2 protein-coding genes are annotated in these 1,836 nt (G+C 65.1%); one reads left to right on the top strand and one right to left on the bottom strand.

What is annotated here, in order from left to right; translation table 11 throughout:
• Nucleotides 1–189 (top strand): hypothetical protein (locus H483_RS40335; RefSeq protein ID WP_031265495.1); only part of this gene is annotated, 189 nt, incomplete at its 5' end.
• A gap of 178 nt (nucleotides 190–367) precedes the next feature.
• Here H483_RS40335 and H483_RS38040 read toward each other — a convergent pair.
• On the bottom strand, nucleotides 368–1,836 hold a 1,469-nt coding region (locus H483_RS38040; RefSeq protein WP_017838672.1), incomplete at its 5' end, for a penicillin-binding transpeptidase domain-containing protein.

Here is a 1,836-nt window from a genome sequence, read left to right as displayed (position 1 = left end):
TTCCTCGACTCCCGAGCCTGTGGCCGCGACCGCTCCGAGCTTCGCGCACTGATGCGCAAGACGTGGGATCTCGCTCAGAAGGTGACGCACGGCGACATTGACGACGTTGATTCCTTCGCAGCAGCGCAAGCCACGGTGCTCCTCGTGCGCACTATAGAACTGATGGTTAGAAGCCCAGCGCGCCAATAGACGTCATGTGGTGGGGAGCGGAACGAGCGCGCACCCGCCCATGCCCCCTTCGGCGGTCGGCGGCTGGGGCGGGCGCGACGGGAATGCCGGCGGCTTGGGCTACTTGTCATAAGGTCTGGCTATCGGCGTTCGATCTGTACGGGGGGTCGACAGACGTTCTGAGTTTGGGTGGGCCGGTTTAGCGGGTGAGGGCTTCTCCGGCGCCGCGGAGGAATTGGCCTGACATCGCGACGGCGGGTCCTGAGCTGTCGGCGCCTTCGATGAATGCGCAGAATGCGATGTCGTGGACGATTCCCGCGAACCAGCCGTGGGCTGGTCCGTTTCCGGTTTCGGCGGTGCCGGTTTTGCCGCCGAGGTCTTCGATGTCGGCCAGGCTGCTGGCAGAGCCGCTGGTGACGGTTTCGCGCATCATCGTCCGGAGTGCGGCGACGGTTTCTGCTGGGAGAGGGTCGGGTGTCTGGTCGGAGGTTGTGTGTTCGTCCTGGATGAGGGTCGGCAGGACCATTTGTCCGTTGTTGGCGAGTGAGGCTTCCATGACTGCGATGCCGAATGGGCTTGCTGTGACGGTGCCTTGTCCGATGGCCGCTTCGACGCGTGCTGCTCCGCCGGTGGTCACTGGTACTTGTCCGGTGACGGTGGTTAGTGCGGGCGCGTGGAAGTCGACACCGAACCCGAGTCGCGCGGCGGTGTCGCGCATCGCCTCGGGGCTGAGTTGGACCGCGAGTGCCCCTTGGGTGGTGTTGCATGATTGGGCGAATGCCGTGTGTAGCGGGACGGTACCGAGATCGAACTCGTTGTCGTTGGGGATGGATCGTCCCTCGATGGTGGCCCGGGAGGGGCAGGCAAGGGGGGTGTCGGCTGTGGCCAGGCCGGCGTCGAGGGCTGCTGCTGTCGTCACTGTCTTGAAGGTGGATCCGGGCGGGTAGAGGCCGGTCAACGAGATGGGTCCTTGGGCGTCGGCGGCGGGGTTCTGGGCGACGGCCAGGACCCCGCCAGTGGTCGGTTCGATTGCGACGATCGTTGCTGGGGCGTCTTGGGCGTCGACGGCGTTTTGCGCGGCTGCTTGGAGGGCGACGTCGATGGTGGTTCTGATGTTGCGCAGGCTCTCGGGTTCGCGTCCGCCGAGTTCGAAGGTGCCCGAGGGGTTAATGACTTGCAGGGCCCATCCGGCGCCGGCGGTGAGGCGCTCGTTCCAGTAGTCGGGCAGGCCGGCGAAGGCCGGGGAGTGAATTCGGGGGTCGGAGGTGATGAGTCGACCTTGTTCGGTGAGGCTGATCCCGGGGACAGTCTCCAGCATGCCCCGAATCGGCTCGATGTCTTCTTGGCGAAGCGAGACCACGGTGTAGTCGGTGCCGGGTGCGGCGGCCATCCCGGTTCGGATCGTCTCCGCCGTGATAGATGGTTCGATTTCGTTTAGCAGGGATGCGACTTGCGCTGCCGAGGCGTGGGAATCGGGGGCCAGTGAGACCATTGTGACCGGGGCCCAGCCCATGATTCGGATGTCGTTTCGGTCGACGATGGGCGCGGTGTACTTCTTGGTGTCCGAGTAGCCAAGGTAGCCGCCGGTGGTCGCGCGAGAGTCGAGAATGGATGGTGACCATGCCACCTTGTCGCCGGGTGCGAACGTGACGATTCCTGTGCTGGTGG

It is taken from the genome of Dietzia sp. UCD-THP (assembly GCF_000349585.1).
GTDB lineage: Bacteria > Actinomycetota > Actinomycetes > Mycobacteriales > Mycobacteriaceae > Dietzia > Dietzia natronolimnaea_A.
The sequence above is the reverse complement of the archived record's forward strand: the minus strand, read 5'-3'. Positions and strand labels throughout refer to the sequence as shown.